Annotated in this window: 16 protein-coding genes, 1 tRNA gene and 2 pseudogenes; 14 read left to right on the top strand and 5 right to left on the bottom strand. The window is 65.0% G+C overall.

What is annotated here, in order from left to right:
• Positions 1-47 precede the first annotated feature (47 nt).
• The 9 genes from A5714_RS22070 to A5714_RS25685 all read left to right on the top strand — a co-directional run bounded on the left by A5714_RS22070 (position 48) and on the right by A5714_RS25685 (position 8,853).
• Positions 48-1,565 carry a TldD/PmbA family protein gene (locus tag A5714_RS22070; RefSeq protein ID WP_068073791.1) on the top strand — a complete coding sequence of 506 codons (1,518 nt, stop codon included), beginning with the start codon at positions 48-50 and terminating at the stop codon, positions 1,563-1,565.
• A gap of 49 nt (positions 1,566-1,614) precedes the next feature.
• A complete protein-coding gene (locus A5714_RS22075; protein WP_068288851.1) occupies positions 1,615-2,988 on the top strand; it encodes a metallopeptidase TldD-related protein in 1,374 nt (457 codons plus the stop codon).
• A gap of 57 nt (positions 2,989-3,045) precedes the next feature.
• Positions 3,046-3,903 carry a carboxymuconolactone decarboxylase family protein gene (locus A5714_RS22080; protein ID WP_068288854.1) on the top strand — a complete coding sequence of 286 codons (858 nt, stop codon included), beginning with the start codon at positions 3,046-3,048 and terminating at the stop codon, positions 3,901-3,903.
• Between the two features lie 370 nt (positions 3,904-4,273).
• Positions 4,274-4,687: a hypothetical protein gene (locus tag A5714_RS22085; RefSeq protein WP_068288858.1), complete on the top strand. Its 414-nt coding sequence runs from the start codon at positions 4,274-4,276 to the stop codon at positions 4,685-4,687.
• A gap of 307 nt (positions 4,688-4,994) precedes the next feature.
• Complete coding sequence (locus A5714_RS22090) at positions 4,995-5,351, top strand: DUF732 domain-containing protein (RefSeq protein WP_068205086.1); 357 nt, start codon at positions 4,995-4,997, stop codon at positions 5,349-5,351.
• 120 nt (positions 5,352-5,471) lie between these two features.
• Positions 5,472-5,545: transfer RNA gene (locus A5714_RS22095), tRNA-Ile, on the top strand.
• A gap of 244 nt (positions 5,546-5,789) precedes the next feature.
• A complete protein-coding gene (locus tag A5714_RS26330; RefSeq protein ID WP_156747443.1) occupies positions 5,790-6,272 on the top strand; it encodes a hypothetical protein in 483 nt (160 codons plus the stop codon).
• Between the two features lie 68 nt (positions 6,273-6,340).
• Positions 6,341-7,381 (top strand): hypothetical protein, encoded by a 1,041-nt coding sequence (locus tag A5714_RS26335; RefSeq protein ID WP_156747444.1) that lies wholly within the window; start codon positions 6,341-6,343, stop codon positions 7,379-7,381.
• A gap of 272 nt (positions 7,382-7,653) precedes the next feature.
• On the top strand, positions 7,654-8,853 hold the full coding sequence (locus tag A5714_RS25685) for a helix-turn-helix domain-containing protein (RefSeq protein WP_156747445.1): 1,200 nt from the start codon (positions 7,654-7,656) through the stop codon (positions 8,851-8,853).
• Between the two features lie 491 nt (positions 8,854-9,344).
• Here A5714_RS25685 and A5714_RS22110 read toward each other — a convergent pair whose 3' ends face one another.
• The 3 genes and pseudogenes from A5714_RS22110 to arr form a co-directional block, all read right to left on the bottom strand.
• Positions 9,345-9,746, bottom strand: a complete 402-nt coding sequence (locus tag A5714_RS22110) for a hypothetical protein (protein ID WP_197513870.1) — start codon at positions 9,744-9,746, stop codon at positions 9,345-9,347.
• Between the two features lie 233 nt (positions 9,747-9,979).
• Positions 9,980-10,123 (bottom strand): annotated as a pseudogene (locus tag A5714_RS27710) (alpha/beta hydrolase); the annotation flags it as partial.
• 96 nt (positions 10,124-10,219) lie between these two features.
• Positions 10,220-10,642, bottom strand: a complete 423-nt coding sequence (gene arr, locus A5714_RS22115; protein WP_156747446.1) for an NAD(+)--rifampin ADP-ribosyltransferase — start codon at positions 10,640-10,642, stop codon at positions 10,220-10,222.
• 824 nt (positions 10,643-11,466) lie between these two features.
• Here arr and A5714_RS22125 point away from each other — a divergent pair.
• Positions 11,467-12,075 carry an LGFP repeat-containing protein gene (locus tag A5714_RS22125; protein ID WP_068288867.1) on the top strand — a complete coding sequence of 203 codons (609 nt, stop codon included), beginning with the start codon at positions 11,467-11,469 and terminating at the stop codon, positions 12,073-12,075.
• Between the two features lie 191 nt (positions 12,076-12,266).
• Positions 12,267-13,037 (top strand): enoyl-CoA hydratase/isomerase family protein, encoded by a 771-nt coding sequence (locus A5714_RS27320; protein WP_068288871.1) that lies wholly within the window; start codon positions 12,267-12,269, stop codon positions 13,035-13,037.
• 146 nt (positions 13,038-13,183) lie between these two features.
• On the opposite strand, the pseudogene A5714_RS25695 reads toward A5714_RS27320, so the two are convergent.
• Both A5714_RS25695 and A5714_RS22145 read right to left on the bottom strand, forming a co-directional pair.
• A pseudogene (locus tag A5714_RS25695) lies at positions 13,184-13,837 on the bottom strand (SDR family oxidoreductase); the annotation flags it as partial.
• Positions 13,838-13,945: 108 nt separating this feature from the next.
• On the bottom strand, positions 13,946-14,893 hold the full coding sequence (locus A5714_RS22145; protein ID WP_231975955.1) for a LysR family transcriptional regulator: 948 nt from the start codon (positions 14,891-14,893) through the stop codon (positions 13,946-13,948).
• Positions 14,894-15,161: 268 nt separating this feature from the next.
• Here A5714_RS22145 and A5714_RS22150 point away from each other — a divergent pair, with 268 nt between their 5' ends.
• From A5714_RS22150 to A5714_RS22160, 3 genes are all read left to right on the top strand, one after another.
• On the top strand, positions 15,162-15,875 hold the full coding sequence (locus A5714_RS22150) for a DJ-1/PfpI family protein (RefSeq protein WP_231975956.1): 714 nt from the start codon (positions 15,162-15,164) through the stop codon (positions 15,873-15,875).
• A 116-nt stretch (positions 15,876-15,991) separates the two neighbouring features.
• The gene (locus A5714_RS22155; RefSeq protein ID WP_068288882.1) at positions 15,992-16,891 is read left to right on the top strand and encodes a haloalkane dehalogenase; all 900 of its coding nucleotides are present in this window, start codon (positions 15,992-15,994) and stop codon (positions 16,889-16,891) included.
• 104 nt (positions 16,892-16,995) lie between these two features.
• A complete protein-coding gene (locus A5714_RS22160; protein WP_082959911.1) occupies positions 16,996-18,012 on the top strand; it encodes a GlxA family transcriptional regulator in 1,017 nt (338 codons plus the stop codon).
• Positions 18,013-18,130: the final 118 nt, after the last annotated feature.

Below are 18,130 nucleotides of genomic sequence, written 5' to 3' on the forward strand. Positions count from 1 at the left end.
GCGGGCGCCGCCGCGAATTGGTGAGCACCGGCCGTTACGGTGGAGCCGTGACATCGAACGGGGGGATCGACGCCGACTTTTTGGCCCTGCCGCGCCAGGAACTGGCCGACGCCGCGCTCGCGGCGGCCACCGCCGCCGGGGCCAGCTACGCGGACCTGCGGGTTCACCGCATCAACACCGAGATCATCCAGTTGCGCGACGGCGAACTCGAGACGGCCGTCGTCAACCGCGAGCTCGGCCTGGCGGTGCGGGTAATCGTCGACGGCACGTGGGGATTCGCGTCGCATGCCGAGCTGGCGCCCTCGGTGGCCGCAGAGACCGCGCGCCGCGCGGTGCACGTCGCCACCACGTTGGCCCGGCTCAACACCGAACGCGTGGAGCTGGCCGCCGAGCCGGTCTACCGCGACGCGACCTGGGTGTCGGCGTACCGGATCGACCCTTTCGATGTCCCCGCCGCCGACAAGATCGCGGTGCTCGAGGAGTACTCGGGGCGCCTGCTCACTGCCGACGGCATCGATCACGTGTCGGCCGTCCTCACGGCCGTCAAGGAACAGACCTTCTACGCCGACACGTTTGGCTCCTCGATCACCCAGCAGCGGGTCCGAATTCAGCCGACGCTAGACGCGGTCACCGTCGACCACGCGGCCGGCAGTTTCGACTCGATGCGGACGCTGGCGCCGCCGATGGGCCGGGGCTGGGAGGTGCTGGTCGACGATGCGGTCTACAACTGGACCGACGAGTTGGCGCAGCTGCCCGCGCTGTTGGCCGAGAAGGTCAAGTCGCCCTCGGTGGTCGCCGGACCCAAGGACTTGGTGATCGATCCGACGAACCTGTGGCTCACCATCCACGAATCCATCGGTCACGCAACGGAATACGATCGCGCCATCGGCTACGAGGCCGCGTACGCGGGCACCTCGTTCGCGACGCCCGACAAGCTCGGCACCATGCGGTACGGCTCGCCGGTGATGCACGTGACCGCCGACCGCACCGTCGAACACGGTTTGGCCACCATCGGTTACGACGACGAGGGCGTCGCCGGGCAGAGCTGGGACCTGGTGCGCGACGGCATCTTCGTCGGCTACCAGCTGGACCGGGTGTTCGCCCCGCGGTTGGGCCAGGCTCGCTCCAACGGGTGCTCGTATGCCGACTCGCCGCACCACGTCCCGATCCAGCGGATGGCGAACGTGTCGCTGCAGCCGGCCGCCGAGGACGTCAGCACCGAAGACCTGATCGGCCGGGTGCAGGACGGCATCTACATCGTCGGTGACAAGTCGTGGTCGATCGACATGCAGCGCTACAACTTTCAGTTCACCGGCCAGCGGTTCTATCAGATCCGCGACGGTCGCCTCGACGGCCAGATCCGCGACGTCGCCTACCAGGCGACCACGACCGAGTTCTGGAATTCCATGGAGGCCGTGGGCGGACCGTCAACCTGGAGGCTAGGGGGCGCCTTGAATTGCGGGAAGGCTCAGCCCGGGCAGATAGCGGCCGTCAGCCACGGCTGCCCGTCGGCGTTGTTCCGGGGCGTCAATGTGCTCAACACCCGGACCGAGGGCGGCCGATGATCCGCGCCGGCGACGATGCAGAGCGAAGCGACGCTGAGGAGTGGCGCCGATGATCACCGCGCAGCATGTCGTGAACATCGTCTTGGACGAGGCGGCCAAGCGCGGCGGCGCCGACGAGACCATGGTGCTGGTCACCGACAAGGTGGAGGCCACGTTGCGGTGGGCGGGCAATTCGATGACCACGAACGGGGTTTCGGTGAGCCGCAGCGTGACCGTCATCTCCGTGGTGCGCGGCGGGTCGGGCGCGCGGATCGGCACGGTGGTGTCCGCGGAGGTCGACCCGCGGGTGCTGCCGGGCCTGGTGGCCGCGTCGCAGGAGGCGGCCGCGGCCGCGCCGGAGGCCGGCGACGCGGCGCCGCTGTTGGCCGACGCCGGGGTGCCCGCCGACTGGGACGCCCCGGTACCGGGGACCGGGCCCCAGATATTCTCCGACGTCGCCGACTCGCTGAGTCGCGGCTTCCGCGGCACCGACCGGCTGTACGGCTTCGCCCACCACAGCGTCGCGACCACGTTCCTCGCGTCCTCGACGGGCCTGCGCCGGCGGTTCACCCAGCCGACCGGCGCGGTCGAGATCAACGCCAAACGCGGTGACGCCAGCGCCTGGGCGGGCGTGGGCACGGCCGACTTCGTGGGCGTGCCAACGGATTCGCTGCTCGACGACCTGTCGATGCGGCTGGGCTGGGCGGAGCGCAGCGTGGCCCTGCCCGCCGGGCGCTACGAGACGATCATGCCGCCCTCGACGGTGGCCGACATGATGATCTACCTCGGATGGTCGATGGCCGGTCGCGCCGCGCAGGAGGGCCGGACGGCGTTCTCGGCGCCCGGCGGCGGCACCCGGGTGGGGGAGCGCCTCACCGAGCTGCCCCTGACGCTGTTCTCCGACCCGATGGCGCCCGGGCTGGCCTGCACGCCGTTCGTGGCGGTAAGCAGCTCCTCGGAGACGGCGTCGGTCTTCGACAACGGTATGGAGATCGGCCAGGTGGAGTGGATCCGCGAGGGTGTCATCAACGAGCTGGCCTACCCGCGGGCGACGGCCGCCAAGTACGACACCAAGGTCGCGGTCGCCGCCGACAACCTCGTGATGACGGGCGGATCGGCCGATCTCGCCGACATGATCGCGGGCACCGAGCGCGGCCTGCTGCTGACCACGCTGTGGTACATCCGCGAGGTCGACCCGACGACCCTGCTGCTCACCGGGCTCACCCGCGACGGGGTGTATCTGATCGAGGATGGTGAGGTCACCGCCGCGGTCAACAATTTCCGGTTCAACGAGAGTCCGCTGGACCTGCTGCGCCGGGCCACCGAGGCCGGCGTCAGCGAGAAAACGTTGCCGCGGGAATGGGGCGACTGGGCCACCCGCGCGGCGATGCCGTCGCTGCGGATACCGGATTTCCACATGTCGTCGGTCAGCCAGGCCCAATAGCCGGCTCATCAGCCCAGCTCATTGCCGCCCGGCCCAGCGCGCTCTAGCGTGTGACGGATGGCGGCCCCGGTTTCGGTTCGAGACGATCAGCTGACGCGGTTGGTGGCGCTGGCGCCCGGTGACGGCCGCCTTGCGGCCCTGGTGCGCCGCGTGTGCGCGCAGACGACGTCGCTGCCGCCGCTGCCCGCGTGCGTGGAGGTCGGTGAGCCGAACTCCGAGGTCGAGCTCGCGGTGGCCGACTTCGCCGAACAATTCAGCGCCGACGTCTCCTCGATCACCGCCGAGCAGCGATCCCGGCTATGGAAACAATTGGGCGACAGCACGTTCGGGGTCGTCGTGCAGATGTACATCGCCGACTTCGTGCCGCGGGTGCGCGCCGCGTTGGCCGCGCTCGGCGTCGGTGCGCAATACCTGGCGTGGGTCGACGGGCCGATCGCCTGGGATCACCGCACCGATCCGTCCGACGTGGTGTTCAACGACTTTTTACTCGCGGTGGCGCGAATGCGGGCCCTGGACCCGATCACCTCGGAATTGGTCCGGCTGCGTGGTGCGGCGCAGCACAACTGCCGGCTGTGCAAGTCGGTGCGCGAGGGCACGGCTCTGGACGCCGGCGGTTCGGAGACGCTCTATTCCGAAGTTGAGCGGTTCGAGGAGTCGACTTTGCTCGACGACCGCGCAAAAGCCGCGCTCCGCTACGCCGATGCGTTAATTTGGACCCCTGCGCACCTCGTCGCCGATGACGTCGCCGAGGTGCGCTCCCGGTTTTCCGAGGCGGAGGCCGTGGAGCTCACCTTCGACATCATGCGAAACGCCAGCAATAAGGTGGCCGTCGCGCTGGCCGCCGACGCCCCGCGCGTGGCGCACGGCACCGAGCGGTATCTGATCGGCGCGGACGGCCAGACGATCTTCACCTGAGGGCGACGTTTGCTAGATGCTCGGAGAGGGCTCCCGGGGCCGCGCTGCGGCGGTCGCACCGGGCCTCGATGCGTCGGCCGCCCAGCCTTCCCGGGCCGCGCGCGGCACCGAATGTTAACCATTCGTACACCGTTGCGCAAGGCTGCGTTATCGCTGCGTAATGGGCAGATTCGCTAATTTAAGGCCGGCCACCGACACTGATGTGAAACATATATGTGACGGTTCCGGGATGGCAGCGTGGCCTGGCCGAGACGGGCGCCGACCGAGTAGCTGTTCTCCTCGGCTCGGATGGCTTTCGGCTTCGACTTTTCAGGTTAATAGCTCGGGGTGTGTGGGACGGAAATGCGTTCCACGCGGAGGAGGTTCGGAGATGACAACCAGCCGCACTCGCGTGCTGTCGGTAACGGCCGCCGGCGCCGCCCTGGGTGCCGCGATGCTGGGCAACGCCCTGGTGTCGGCACCGCAGGCCTCGGCGAACTGCAACCTGTCCGCCAAGGACGACCAGTACGTGCAGCTGCTCGCCCAGAACAAGATGGTGCACAACGCCGACTTCAGCGACTGCCACGAGGCCGCCGAGGGGCGCTGGTTCGCCGACCAGGTGCGAGCCAACGCCAATCCGTTCGGTGAGGCCCAGGAGTTGATCAACATGATCACCAACACCACGCCGATGACCCAGGCTCAAGCAGAGTGGGAGGTCGAGTCGGCGATCTATGTCTACGCGCCCGACCTGATCCCCAAGATCAAGGACCAGGCCGCGAAGGCCAACTGGCCGACGGAGCCCTGATCCGGGCTAGCTAATCAGACGGCCGACGCCGCACCGCAGAGTTTGTGTGGTGCGGCGTTGTTCGTTGTGCCGCAAACGGCGCACGCCTCGATCGGGTGTTCGACTCAAAGAGTTTCTCGCACAGCAATTTTAGTTCCGCGCTGTTCACCCGGTGTTCGCAAAGCGGGTCGTTTGCCGCGCGCGGCGGGGGTGGTACCCGATTGACAGCGCGAAAGCGGAATCAGCAAACCACACGAAAAGGGGGCTTGGAGAAGTGACCACACGATCGCGCGCACGAGTGCTGTTGGCGGGGGCCGCCGGTGTCGCCATGGGGGCCGCGTTGTTCGCCGGGTCGACGGCGTCGGCGCCGCGCGCGTCGGCGGACTGCACGCTGACGCCGGCTGACGACCAATACGTCAAGTTGTTGGCGCAGAACAAGATGGTGCACAACGCCGACTACAGCGACTGCCACGAGGCCGCCGAGGGGCGCTGGTTCGCCAGCCAGGTGCGGGCCAACCCCAACCCGTACGGCGAGGGCCAGGAGTTGATCAACATGATCACCAACACCACGCCGATGTCTCAGGCTCAGGCGGAGTGGGAGGTCGAGTCGGCGATCTTCGTCTACGCGCCCGACCTCATCCCGAAGATCAAGGATCAGGCCGGCGCCGCGAAGCAGCCCGCTTGATCGAAGCGTTGGACGGTGGGCGTCGCGAGGTGCGGCGCCCACTTTCCGTTGGTGGGAGGCCCGTGCGGCGACGACGGCGCAGCCGGCCTTGGGCTACGGTTTCCTCGGAGCAGTACGCCGGGGGCGGTAGCTCAGTCGGTTAGAGCCGCGGACTCATAATCCGTTGGTCGCGGGTTCGAGCCCCGCCCGCCCCACTCGATATCGCCTGGTAGACGCATTTTTGTCAACTACCGAACGCTTCTGGATCCTCGGTTTACCGGCGATTTACCGGCGTGCGGGAGAGTGAGCTGGCCGCGCGCGAACACGGCAACTCTCGGGTAACACACTTCGCGACACGCCGAAGCCGTGTCGGTGGTCGGTCGTACACTGACCTGTCGAAAGGATGTGCGATTCGTATAGCGCGCCGCACGGGCGGGGCGGTCGCACACCAGGGTCACCATGAGCGGCGTGCAGCTATTCCTTCCCCGACCGACGGCAGTGCGATCGTTGCGGAAGGGTGACCAGATCCTAGCGGCGGTCGGGCCGGGCCGGTATGTGCGTGCGACGATCACAGACCTCGAAGAGCATGAGCAATCACGGACCATCACCCTCCATGGGATTCTGGATAACGGCGAACCGACTAAAAAGAAATCGCGGCCGTGGGACATGGTCGATCGGATTGCCCAGCCCGGTGAGCCAGCTCCTGGCACCGAATCGAGAATGGTCCATGCCGAAGAGATGTGGAAGTGGCTGCATTGCGACATGAACGATCCTGAAGGCTCCGGGGACATGTTCGTAGTCAAAACTTTCCGTCGCGTCCACAGTGATGAGACGGGCGGCGAAGCGATCGAGTTGAGGATGCAAAGCAAGGTGAACCCGAAAGAGCTTCGCATCTGTACGTTTAAGCCGAAGGGGACAATTGGTTTCAAGGGCCACCGGTGAAATGCCGATGGTTCCCATCTGCATGTTCACTCCGAAGAAAACCGTCGGTTTCGAGAGGAGTCGGTGAGGTGCCTGTGACCGACAAGGCCAGCGCACAGCCGAGGGTGCTGGAAGGGCACTTCACTTGTGGCAATGGGCTGCTCATCGAGGCCGAGTGTCTGGGGCGCGCGTACTCAACCAAATTGGCGAGTCACGACTTGACGATCTCGTTGCCCCGACTTCCAAACGACTGGCAGGGAGATGGGTTACTCAACCCGCCCGATTGGACGTATCGCACGTTTCGAGATCCTGAGCAAGAGGCCAAGATGTCGGACGGCAATTTCGATTGGGGCGTAGCAGTTGGCTTTCGAAACAACCCGGATGGCACCCAGTCGCCTGAGTTCGCGCGTGTGCGCCGCTGGCGCTTTGAGGCAACCATCGTAACAACCAGAACCGCAATGGATTTCTTTGCTGCCCGCGAGAAATCAATGCAAGAACTTGGGATCTGGTGGAGCCTCGTCAGTTCGTGGATTTCCATCTTCACTAAGCAAGACTTCGTAGAGATCGGTAAGGCCGGCAGTGGAATAAGGGTGGGCCCCGTTGTGAAGTGGCTTGGCGACGAAGCAGGCCTCCGAGTCAACGGATCGAGGGACACGAGCATACCGGTCGTCAACGATGAAGGTGTCGACCACCTGGATGACACTACGTTGACTCGATGTATGACTTTGGCCGCCAAAGGAACTCAGCCGCCCCTTGAGTGGCTGTTTATCCGCGACGCATACTCGCTCACTAACGCGAAGCAAAATCGGCGTGCTGCAATCGATGCCTGTACAGCGGCCGAACTGGCCTTGACGGCGCTTATCGACAATAAGTTCACCGCCGATGGCACCGCCGCGGCAGATCGTAAGAAGCAGTTCGATAACCACCACGGCATTTCGAGACTCAAGACGCTGCATAAGAACGTTAGTGCGGCTGGTGTATTACCGAAGCGTCTGGTCGAGGATGTCGGCGCACTGCGGAATAAGGCTGCGCATAGGGGGTATGACCCGAGCCCCGAGGAGACCACGCTGGCAATCGAGACGGCAACTTTAGTGGTTGAGCTTGCTAGCCCGCTAGCCAACTTCACGTAAGCCAACCCCACCCACAGTCCACGCGCGTCCACTTCATGCAGGTATCGAAGTGGCTGGGACACAGCACCTTCACGTTGACGCTCGACGTGTACGGCGACTACATACCCGAAGAGGACGGCGGCGCACTCAACAACCTGCCAGAACCGTCCGCCCCAGCGAAGCAAACCGATTTGCCGACTAATGTAATCAGTTTGTTTGGTCGTCAGGCGAATTAGAGCAGGTTCGTCAGCCACGCCATGTAATCTCACACCTCGGGAGTGTGGGAGGAGCGGATGACGCAGCCAGGCAGATGGCGACCGGCGACATTGCAGGAACTCAGCGAGGCGATCAACAACGGGTTGATCGAAGAGAATCATTTCCTTGACTTCAAGCGCGTGCTCAGGTCCGGGCAGAGTGCAAATAGAGACATCGCAAGGGACATCGCTGCGTTCGCTATTGACGGCGGCGTCATTCTCATCGGTGTCGATGAGGGACCGCCTGTGTCGATCAACCCGATCCCATTGAAGGGACTGGCGGAGCGAGTGGAGCAAATCGGACTCATGGCTGTCACCGAGCCCGTGTCCGTTGCGGCAACCCTGCTAAGGACCACGAATGATCCGGAGTCGGGCGTCCTGGCAGTCGAGGTTCCGGCTTCGCCCCGTGCGCCCCACATGGTCGATGGTCGCTATTACGCCAGGGGCGACAAGACCAACTTCGCCCTGTCGGATCAAGAAGTTTTTCGCCATCACCAGCGTCGAGTCGAAACACGTTCTGATCTCATTGCAGACGCAGAGTCGATTCTCGAACAGAGAGCGCCGGAAGCCGAGTCGCTGCTGGCTGTAATAGCCGAGCCCCTTTCGTCGACGACCGACTTTCTCGAAGATCTGAGTGCTCACTCCAACTGGGACAATGAAGTTCGAACCCTCGTGGCGAGTGCCGTGACTGCCCGACAGAGTGGCTACGCGCCTACGCTGGCATCTCCACTCCGCGCCTTAAGGAGGCCCAACGGAGTTGCTCTGACTACGAGCGACCAGCCAATTGGATCGGGCCAACGGACTGCGGAAGTAACGTTGAATGAATCTGGGCGGATAGTCCTCATTTCTGAAAGGCCAACCGCGATAAGGAACTTTCCTCATGTCAACCCACAACCGCCGGACCTCAGAGTTATTCTTGACGACTTGATCGTCGGTAACGTCGAACTGGTTGTGCGACTCACCGCCCAGGTTGCGAAGAAGTACGGTTTTTACGGCAGCTGGCAGGTTGCCGTCGTAGTTACCGGCCTTAACGATGCAACGTCTATCAAAGCGGTCGATTCATGGGGCGATCCGGGTCCGATGTACACCGAAGCGGTGTATGGGCGAGCGACCGAGGCCGCCTTCCTTGAGCTTGATACAGAGCCGGACAAGGTCACAGCGCGACTCGTGCTGCGACTGCTGCGATCACTCGGCGTGCATACGCACCCTAATTGGCAGCACCTCCAGCCGAGTAGCTAACGCACTTTTACCGGCGTTTTACCGGCGACTAGGGGCGTTTCTAGGCCGTATCGCGGGCGTACCGTAGCCGTACCGGCAACGGCAGATTCTGCTGTCTAGCAGGCGGTATCGGGCGAATCAGCTAACTGTCTGCGCTGGTCAGGCGGTGCCGAAAAGGGACTCATAATCCGTAGGTCGCGGGTTCGAGCCCCGCCCGCCCCACTTACCAAGGAACGTGTCCGGTTCGTGACCAAGAGCCATCTTCAACGGTGAGCCAGCTGGACCTGAACGCCATCACGGTCATTACGGCGTCGTCCGACGACGCTCCGCGACTTGCTGTTTGCACCCGGTGACGTCACTCCGGTCGCTCGAAAAATTTCGCGCGGGTTTGATTGGGTCGCTTCAGTCTCGCCGCCACACGCACCCGGCCGTCGCGTGCGGATCGGACGAGGCCTTCCGCTGCTTAATCGGCGGCAGCGTCAGGCGCGGCGGGTGAAGCCGACGTAGCGACGTCACAGCCGAGTCATGGGATCGTGGTCGGCCAAGTGGTCACACCAGTCACACGGGTCTCCGACCTCGCTTCCGTAGACCACGTACTCGGCGACGTCGCGCACGGCCGCCGCTGCCAGATCGGGCGTCAACGCGGCCTCGACGGCTTGGGGATCAAAAGGCTTCAGCGCACCAACGCTTGCGGCCAGCGGAATGTGACTGTCTATGCCGCCGGTGACATCCAAAGCGGCGCGGCCGTCCACGAACAGCGTGTAGAGGTCATGGTCGGGGAAGTCGTAGTTCAAGCGCAGCACCCACCATTGACCCAATTGCTGTGCCGCATAGGGAAAGAACTTGAAGCCGGTGCGGTGCCACACTGGCCAGACGGACGTGTCGGCTCTCGGCCTATCGGTTGCGCCGCTCATGGCCTCCATTGTGCGCCGCATCCCCGCGAACCACAGGCGGTTGAGTCGTCGGCGGCTTCAGCACCTGCGTCGAGCCGGCATTCAATGCGACCGTCACGGCACCATCGGTCTGTGCATCTTCAACGTGATGTTCGGTCTGAGAATGCGCCGGCGGGCCAAGACTCCGCAATGTGCTGGGCGACAAGCGATCTCAGCCCATACGAGTTACTGAGCCGACCAGCGTGCCGCTGTTGTCAACTGATGTGTTTGTCGATCCATTCGATCGGGATCTCGGGGTGAAGGCCAAAGAAGTTGTAACCGTTAAATCGCCGGTCGGTGCCGTTGATCCAGTACAAGCTCTTCTCGGCGACAAGGATCGAGTCGTAGAGATCTTGGACGCGACCACGACGACTCTCACCAATGCTGCGCAGATCCCGACGTCTGGTCAGAGCCGTTCGCGATGTCTTGCGAGGCTGAGCGCCGATCATCAGCTGTCAATTGATGATTTCGCCGCGCTCGCTGGAGAGGAGCGCAGCGAGGCGTTCGCGCCATGTTTGCAGCTGGTCGGGTGTGAGTCGCGTCCACTCGGTGACCTCTTCGACCACCCGAAGCGGCGCCGTACTGCGGAACGATCGCGTGGGATTGCCCGGGAACTTCTTATCGGTGACGTTCGGGTCGTCCTCGAATTCGCCGGTCGGCTCCACTTGGTACACCCTCGGAAGGGCCGCGCCCCCGGCAAGTTCTGCGGCGATCTCCGCGGCGAGGCCGGCTCCGTCGACCAGAGCGGTGAAGTAGATGTGGTTCATCACGATCTCCGGGCGGTAGTTCGACCGACGACCGGCGGTGAGCAGATCACCGGCACGCAGCCGCGCCGTCGTGCCGTGGAAAAAGGGACCTTCGTCAAGCGATTTCGACAACTGGAATCCTTCCAACCAACAGTGGAGACGTGCAAGCATGCGGCAACCCCCGGGCCTTGCCGCAAGCCCCCCACCGGGCCTTATCCTGGAAGTGGAAGCAGCCCCGCGACACTCGCACACGCGGCCCATAATCGTTGACATTGGCACTGGGGTGCTCGGTCCACCGGCTGTGTGCGTGTGGGACGTTCGCCTCGGTACTTGCGCGTGAACCGCGCTGCCTAGCGGGCCCGACGCTCGGATGTCGGGCGGTTGAGACGCGCAAACCCAACGCCTATTGAACGTAAGTTGGATATATCGCCATTATGGCCTCACGTCAGGTCTCTCGGACTTAACATCACTTCGCCCACAACTCGCCAGACCTGGAGATGTTTAATGCGAATGAGAATTGCAGTCATTGCCGCCGCGGCTTTCTTCTTGCCGGTAGCTCCCGCGCATGCAGCCGAAAGCCCTTACCAGCCAATCGTTCCCATGAAGCCCGGCACGCCGGCCATGGTCCAGCCATTGGATTGCGACGGCAGCACCGGTGACCATGGCTGCGGTGCCGGCTTCCACTGGCGCAACGGCGCCCGCGGCTGGGCGTGCTACGCCTGCGATTAATCGCCCTGCGATAGCCGACTGCTGGGCGGTTCTTCCATCGCGAACGGCCCAGCAGACGGCGGCGGCCGCACGCCGTGTCTCCGGTGATCGGTGGTCGTGAACGCGTGCCACGGCGACAGCGCCCGGGTCGGGGGCGCGGGCGTGCAACCCGGACTCGCGTTGTAAGTTCGTTCGCGGCCATAACGCCCGTGGCGACTGCGCCACCGAAACGACGCGAGAGGACGCCGATGCCAACGATCGCATACCGCCGCGCGGGAGTCGTCGGCGTGGCCGCTGTCGCGCTGATCGCCGTGAGCTGCACCGATAGCAAGAGCGCAAGCACCTCGGCCCCCCAGCAGGGCGGGGTGAGCGTTACCTCCACACCTGCACCGCCGGCGGCGCCCACCGAGGTGAAGCTGGCCGGGGAGCGCGGCGTGCAGGTAACACTCACCGGACCGATCGCCGCCAAGTACTCGTCGGCCACCCAAGACCAGAAAGACGCTCTAGGTCAGCCCCTGACGGGTGACCACAACGCGGGCACCCGGCCGAGCGGCCTAATCTTCCAACAGTTCCAAGGCGGGGTGATCACCGCGAAGAACGGCGACACCGGCACGCCCGCATACATCACGCTGGGCAAGATTCGGGAGGCGTGGAACGTGCCGCGTGACCCGGCGGGCGTGCCCGCCGTCACCGGCACCAACGGCTCGGCGGGGCCGCTGGGCTACCCGACCAGCGATGCGACCACGGTGGGCGATTCGCTCGTGTCGAGTTTCGAGCACGGCCAGATCGAGTACAACCCCAAGACCGATCAGGTTCAGGTGACGGTAAACGGCAAGGTCGTGCCGTCGGGTCTGTAGCGCTCGGGTCGTCGGTCGGGCTTCGCAACGAGCGGGCGGCTGCAGGCCACGCCCGGTTCGGGTTCGCGCCTGCCATCGGCGGCACTTATGGCCGCTGCCGCCAATCGTGATGGTTCAGGCGGACGGCCGAGCCGGGTTTCGCGGTTAGTTTGAGCGGCGACCACCGCCGGACACTCGACCTGGAGGACCCGATGAGCACGGCCTTTGACGACTATCGCGACGAGTTCCCTAATGCGAGGCTGACCCGTGACGAGCACGGCGTGCTCGAGATTGCGCTGCACACCGATGGCGGCAAGCTGCGCTTCGACGGTCACACCCATGAGCAGTTCGTCGAACTGTTTCATCGCGTGGGCGCCGACCGTGACAATCGAGTCGTCATCCTCACCGGCTCCGGTGATGCGTTCATGGACGAAATTTCCGCGGAGGGTTTCGACTTCTTCAGCCCCGTCGGTTACGACAAGATCTGGCGCGAAGGCAAAAAGATCCTGGCGAACATCCTCGACGTCGAGGTGCCCATGATCGCTGCGCTCAACGGCCCCGTATTGCTGCACAGCGAGTACGTCCTGTTGTGCGACATCGTGCTCGCCACCCCGCACACCGTGTTCTCGGACCGACCGCATTTCGACTTCGGCATCGTCCCCGGCGACGGCGTCAACCTGTTGTGGCCGGAGGTGATCGGGAGCATCCGCGCGCGTTACTTCCTGTTGACCCGCCAAATCCTGGATGCCGCCACCGCCCGCGAGTGGGGCGTTGTCAACGAGATCGTCGACAACGATCAGCTTTTGCCGCGGGCGCGCGAGATCGCCCGTGACATCGCGGCGCTGCCCCCGTTGACCAGCAGCTACACCCGAACGGTGTTGACGCAGCGGCTCCGGCGCGTGGTCGACGAGAACATCGGATACGGGTTGGCGCTGGAGGGCATCAGCGCGGCCGACGTGGCGCGCCGCGCGTCGCAGGGTTGAATCGCCGACACCCGTCGGGCCTGAGCCGATATCAACCCCGCCACGGAGAATCGCCTGCCTCCCAACGTTTTTGAAGTTGCGGGTAAAGAGTCGTCAGGTGTGGGAATGGACTGCTTGACGGTGCGGGTCTTGTCGTCGGTGAGCACTTCCTGGGCACCGGCCTCGATGGCGTCCAAAGTTTGGGCGGCGACGTCCTCGGGGGACAGCTTGGGGTCGGTGACGGTGGCGGTCATGTCGGTGTCGATGAAGCCCGGGTGCACGGCCACGACATTGGTGCCCTGCCGGTGCAATTCGAGACGCAACGCGTTGGTCAGCGACCACTCGGCGGCCTTGGACGCGCAATACGAGGCGTTGAAGGGCAGCGAGTAGAAACTGGCAACGGAGAGGATGTTGACGAGCGCGCCACCGCCGTTGGCCGCCAGGATGGGGGCGAAGGCGCGGGCCATGGCCAGGGTGCCGAAATAGTTGGTCTCCATCTCCGTGCGTGCCGCGTCAGCGCTGCGCGGGGTCAAAAACGGCGACTCCAGCATCGCGCCGGCGTTGTTGATCAACACGACGACGTCCCCACAGTGCGCGGCCGCGGCGCTCACGTCGGCTTCGTCGGTGACGTCAAGCTTGACCGGCGTGATGCGGCCGTCGGGGGTGTCCATCTGCGCCGGCGTGCGGGCCGCCGCATAGACCTTGCTCGCACCGCGATCGAGAAGTGCCGAGACGATCGCCCGGCCCAGGCCGCGATTGGCGCCCGTCACCAGGGCCGTGGTGCCGTGCAGTGGGGTGGCCATGTCCTTCGTCATGCGCATCCTTTGTGATCGGGGTCGTGAGTACAGTCGCCTCTTTATCCAAGACGCTGACGGTCGCGTGCGTCGGGGCCGCACCCATCGGGAATCGCGATGGCGGCGATAACCGGGCTAGATGGCGGTGGGGGCCGTCGAACGGGCATCGTCGCCGCGGCCGGCGGCCTCGATGGCGTCTTCGAGCGCGGCCACCAGGTGCGCGACGTCCTTGCGGTGCGAGCGCGCCGGCCAGACGACCCAGGTTCGGCGCACCAGGGGACTGTCCACCAAGCGCAGCCACCGCACCGAATTCGGAAGCGGGCGTTGCCAATTCGCGGGTGCCAAGGCGAATCTGCCCCCCGCGCTGATCTGAGCCAGCTTGACCTCAGGTTGCAGGTCCTGGGTGTAGGCGTCGGGGCGGTCCGGCTGGATCCCGTGGCTGCGCAGAACCGCGGTGATCTCGTCGTACCAGGCGGGGCTGCCGGCGCGTGGAAAACCCAACCACTGCAAGCCAATCAGCCGGTCCGGGTGCACCCCACCCGACGGCGAGGCCACCGCCGTCGCCTGCTCGGCCGCCAACAACACACCCAACGGTTCTCGCAGAGCGACGCCGACGTCGAGGCGGTCCGTCGCGGGCAATTCACGGACCAGGCCGACGTCGAGTTCGTCGCGGCACAGCGCATCGAGTTGCTTGGCGGTCGACATGTGCCGCACCGTGACCGTGGTGCCCGGATAGGCCGCGGCCAGTTGGGAAATCGCCTCGGACACCGGTTGGGGCGGCAGTTCCAGGGGCACGCCGATGCGCAGCGTGCGGCTTCGGTGCGGCGAGTGGGCGGCCATGGCGGCCAACGCCTCTTCGTAGCGCGCGATGACGGCCCGCGCTTCGTTGAGGAACGTCATGCCCGCCGCGGTGGGGGTCACTCCGGAGCTGCTGCGGGTCAGCAGCTGGGTGTCGAGGCGCTTTTCCAGCGCCTGAATCGTTCCCGACAGCGCGGGCTGGCTGATGTGCAGCCGACGAGCCGCCGCCGATAACCCGCCGTCCTCCACCACGGCCACGAACGCACGCATCTGCGAGATCTCCACGCCGACATTCAACCCGACGCCATCGCACCGCGCGCTCGATCGGCAAGAGCTTGAGGTCCGCGTGCCTGACCTTTTGATGGAACCGCGCCTCACCCACCCGCCGCTCGGCCCACTCAGTGAGCACGGCAAAAATTCGGCGTTCGTTGACCAGCCGGCCAGTGTCGCGCCTCTCCGGTGCTTCCTACATTCAGGTGATCACCGGCCGAGAGGGAAGTATGCGCGCAGTAGTCACCCGAGTTCATTGCCCCATCCCGCGGAGTTTCGCTCGGTGAGCGCGCCGACGGAGACACCGCATCGGCGACCGAGCGTGGCGATGATTCCGTTTCCGGGCCTGACCATGCTGGACCTGATAGGACCATACGAGACGTTGCGCGAACACACCGACGTGCATTTGCTGCACACCACCACCGACGAGTTCTTCTCGGACAGTGGCGCACCGTTTCGCGCGACCGAAAGACTCGCCGACGCCGCGGATCACTACGACGTGATCTTTGTGCCGGGGGGCAACGGAACGGCCGACGCGATGCGCGATCCGGAGGTGATTGATTTCCTTGCGACTCGGGGCCCGCGGGCCCGTTACGTCACGTCGGTCTGCACGGGATCGCTGGTGCTGGGCGCCGCGGGACTGTTGGACGGTTATCGTGCCACCACGCACTGGTCGATGTTGGACGCACTGCCCTTATTCGGGGCGGTGCCGACCCAGCAGCGCGTCGTCATCGATGGGAACCGCATCACCGGCGGCGGGGTCACGGCGGGAATCGACTTCGGTCTGATACTGCTCGCCGAGATGTTTGACGAGGAAACCGCGCGCTACGCCCAACTGCTTTTGGAATACGATCCTCATCCACCGTTTGACAGTGGATCACCGCGATCGACGAGCCGGCAGGCCGTCCAGAGAGTCCGAGAGTACGTCGCGCCGTTGCTGACGTCGTGCGAGCGCTTCGTCACCGAAAAGGGCGGCGGCACCGCCGAATACTCCTGACTCGGCGAGGTGCGCCAACGACGCTAGCCGTCGGTCCGCAGCGCCATCTCGACACCATTCACCGATTGCTTCGACGACCGACGACGGCACGTCGACTTCATGGACAGGAGTGTGCAATGACCGGAGCCAAGCCATACGCGCAGGTGCGCTACCGAGAGATTTACGGCAAGCGCATGGCCTTCATCGACCAGGGCGACGGTGACGCCATCGTGTTCCAGCACGGCAACCCGAGTTCGTCCTACCTGTGGCGCAACGTCATGCCGCACCTGGAAGGCCTGGGCCGGTTGGTCGCCTGCGACTTGATCGGGATGGGCGGCTCGGACAAATTGGACAACCCGGGACTCGGCAGCTACCACTATCACCAGAACCGTGATTTCCTGTTCGCCCTCTGGGACGCCCTCGATCTCGGTGACCGCGTGACCCTGGTGTTGCACGACTGGGGCGGGGCGCTCGGCTTCGATTGGGCCAATCAACACCGGGACCGGGTCGCCGGCATCGTACACATGGAGACGGTGGCAATTCCCATGGAGTGGAACGACTTTCCCGACGACGTCGCTCAGATGTTTCGGGGCCTGCGCTCCCCTCGAGGCGAGGCGCTGGTGCTGGACGACAACATCTTCATCGAAGGCGTGCTGCCGTCCATCGTGATGCGCGATCTGACCGACGAGGAGATGGATCACTATCGTCGGCCGTTCCGCAACGCCGGTGAGGATCGGCGCCCGACGCTGTCATGGGCACGTGACGTGCCGCTCGGCGGGGAGCCGCCCGAGGTCGTGGCGACCACAGCGCAATTCGGTGCGTGGCTCGCGTCGTGCGACGTGCCGAAGCTGTTCATTCGCGCCGACCCAGGAGTGATCGCAAGCAAGCGACGCGTCCTCGACGTCATCCGCAGCTGGCCCAACCAGACCGAAATCACCGTCGCGGGAAGCCACTTCCTCCAGGAAGACAGTCCCGACGAGATCGGTGCGGCCATCGCGGCCTTTGTGCGCACCATCCGAGCGACCAGCCTTCATTGACGGTGCCCGGCGTCTGCGCCAGCGGCTCCCGCACGGTGTTACGGCCATGGCAATATCAAGACCTACCGCCTGAATAATGCCATTCCGGCTGCTAGGTTGGTGCCATGCACAACGTTGCCGTGCTGGCCTTTCCCGACGTCATCGCCTTCGACCTGACCATCCCCGTCGAGGTGTTCGGGCGCGTTCGACTGCCCGACGGGACCCACGGGTACCGCGTGCACGTGTGCGGCGTCGAACCCGTCGTCACGGCGGGACCCCTGCGTATCGCCACCGATCACGGTCTCGAGGCACTGGCGGACGCAGACACCATCATCGTGCCGGGGCTCGACGACCTCGTGACGGAGATCCCGGACGCGCTCATCGCCGCGCTGCGGGACGCCCACGCCGGGGGCGCACGGATCGCCTCGATCTGCACCGGCGCATTCCTGCTGGCCGCCGCCGGGCTGCTGGACGGAAAACGCGCCACCACGCATTGGCTCGCAGCGGACCTGTTCCGCGCCAACTTCCCGCAGGTCGACCTCGATCCCGACGTCCTGTACGTGGACGAGGGACAAATCCTCACCTCGGCCGGCGCTTCCGCGGGGCTCGACGCCTGCCTGTACATCGTCCAGAAAGACTATGGCGCGAGCATCGCCGCGAGCGCAGCGAAGCTCGCCGTGGCGCCACTGCACCGAAGCGGTGGTCAGGCGCAATTCATCGTCCGAAACCAAGTGCGCGCCAGTGTTATCGGCAAGCACACGCAGTTGGACGAGGTGCTGGCCTGGATCGAGGCCAACGCCCACCGCGACCTGACGCTGGCCGATATCGCCGCTCACGCCGCGATGAGCGTGCGCACGCTCAACCGTCGCTTCCAGGCCGAGACGGGTCAGACCCCCATGCAATGGGTCACCGGAGTGCGCATCCGCCACGCCCAAGAACTGCTCGAACACAGCGCCCATGGCATCGAACGGATCGGCCGTGACGTCGGTTTCGCCTCGGCGGCAAATTTTCGTGAACAGTTCCGGCGACTGAGCGGAGTGGCACCCCAAAGTTACCGAAATACGTTCCACGGGCGCGCGACTGACGAGAAGCGCCCGTCGTCAGGTCCCCACAGCTCCCGCGTCAGCTTCGCGGGCGCGTAGATGGTCGAAGCGGGCGAGGGGTGGTGCGCCGGTGCGCGGTCCGTCAGACGCGTCGGGTGCCGTTGATCGTGGACCGCGGTAACCGCCCGGCGCGGGAATGGCCGCGGAGATCGTCGCC

It is taken from the genome of Mycobacterium sp. E2462, from assembly GCF_001672685.1.
Classification (GTDB): Bacteria; Actinomycetota; Actinomycetes; order Mycobacteriales; family Mycobacteriaceae; genus Mycobacterium.

Bases quoted from the DNA above. Each gene is read 5' to 3' on its own strand.
- A5714_RS22075 (WP_068288851.1), top strand. From the start codon at position 1,615: ATGATCACCGCGCAGCATGTCGTGAACATCGTCTTGGACGAGGCGGCC.
- A5714_RS22090 (WP_068205086.1), top strand. From the start codon at position 4,995: ATGGGGGCCGCGTTGTTCGCCGGGTCGACGGCGTCGGCGCCGCGCGCG.
- A5714_RS22160 (WP_082959911.1), top strand. From the start codon at position 16,996: ATGCACAACGTTGCCGTGCTGGCCTTTCCCGACGTCATCGCCTTCGAC.
- A5714_RS22155 (WP_068288882.1), top strand. From the start codon at position 15,992: ATGACCGGAGCCAAGCCATACGCGCAGGTGCGCTACCGAGAGATTTAC.
- A5714_RS22085 (WP_068288858.1), top strand. From the start codon at position 4,274: ATGACAACCAGCCGCACTCGCGTGCTGTCGGTAACGGCCGCCGGCGCC.
- A5714_RS22080 (WP_068288854.1), top strand. From the start codon at position 3,046: ATGGCGGCCCCGGTTTCGGTTCGAGACGATCAGCTGACGCGGTTGGTG.
- A5714_RS22125 (WP_068288867.1), top strand. From the start codon at position 11,467: ATGCCAACGATCGCATACCGCCGCGCGGGAGTCGTCGGCGTGGCCGCT.
- A5714_RS22110 (WP_197513870.1), bottom strand. From the start codon at position 9,746: ATGAGCGGCGCAACCGATAGGCCGAGAGCCGACACGTCCGTCTGGCCA.
- A5714_RS25685 (WP_156747445.1), top strand. From the start codon at position 7,654: ATGACGCAGCCAGGCAGATGGCGACCGGCGACATTGCAGGAACTCAGC.
- A5714_RS26330 (WP_156747443.1), top strand. From the start codon at position 5,790: ATGAGCGGCGTGCAGCTATTCCTTCCCCGACCGACGGCAGTGCGATCG.
- A5714_RS27320 (WP_068288871.1), top strand. From the start codon at position 12,267: ATGAGCACGGCCTTTGACGACTATCGCGACGAGTTCCCTAATGCGAGG.